Genomic DNA, 775 nt, shown 5'->3' on the forward strand with positions numbered 1-775 from the left:
GTACTAAGATGTTTCAGTTCCCCAGGTTCCCTCCATAACGCTATGTATTCACGTTACAGTGACTGGTCTTCTACCAGCCGGGTTTCCCCATTCGGATATCTGCGGATCAACGGTTATGTGCACCTTCTCGCAGCTTTTCGCAGCTTGTCGCGTCCTTCTTCGGCTCTGATTGCCAAGGCATTCACCCTGTGCTCTTTTCTTCTTGATCCTAAAATTACGTTTCTAATGTTGTTAACATTTTGAAATTGTATTTCTTTTTATTTATACACTATGCTGTTTTCAATGATCGACGCTTTTACCCAAATGTGATAACATTTGGTAGGTCACTAAGCGTTAGCGTGTGACTGATGTAAAAGCTAACGCATTTTTCGGCTGAATTCATCCCTGATTACTCAAGGATTCTGACGAAAAATACGATCCTTTTTGATTTTATGGTGGGCTTGGGAGGACTTGAACCTCCGACCTCACGCTTATCAGGCGTGCGCTCTAACCACCTGAGCTACAAGCCCATCTGTTTGTTTTAAAATTTGGTGGAGATGAGGAGACTTGAACTCCTGACCCCCTGCTTGCAAGGCAGGTGCTCTCCCAACTGAGCTACACCCCCCCAAGTATTAAAACGTATTAAATTTTATGCACGTTGCTTCTGTCTTTGTATGAACCAGTCATACAAAAGAAAATAGTACCATGACTTCCTGTATTCCCTAGAAAGGAGGTGATCCAGCCGCACCTTCCGATACGGCTACCTTGTTACGACTTCACCCCAATTACTGACCCC

Annotated in this window: 2 tRNA genes and 2 rRNA genes; all 4 read right to left on the reverse strand. The window is 44.3% G+C overall.

Annotated features, from left to right (window positions below):
- A 23S ribosomal RNA gene (locus ACWI_RS18305) occupies window positions 1-208 on the reverse strand; the annotation flags it as partial.
- 224 nt (window positions 209-432) lie between these two features.
- Window positions 433-509: transfer RNA gene (locus ACWI_RS18310), tRNA-Ile, on the reverse strand.
- A 19-nt stretch (window positions 510-528) separates the two neighbouring features.
- Window positions 529-604: transfer RNA gene (locus ACWI_RS18315), tRNA-Ala, on the reverse strand.
- 101 nt (window positions 605-705) lie between these two features.
- Window positions 706-775 (reverse strand): 16S ribosomal RNA (locus tag ACWI_RS18320); the annotation flags it as partial.

The organism is Acetobacterium wieringae, assembly GCF_001766835.1.
In the GTDB taxonomy this organism is placed as follows: Bacteria; Bacillota; Clostridia; order Eubacteriales; family Eubacteriaceae; genus Acetobacterium; species Acetobacterium wieringae.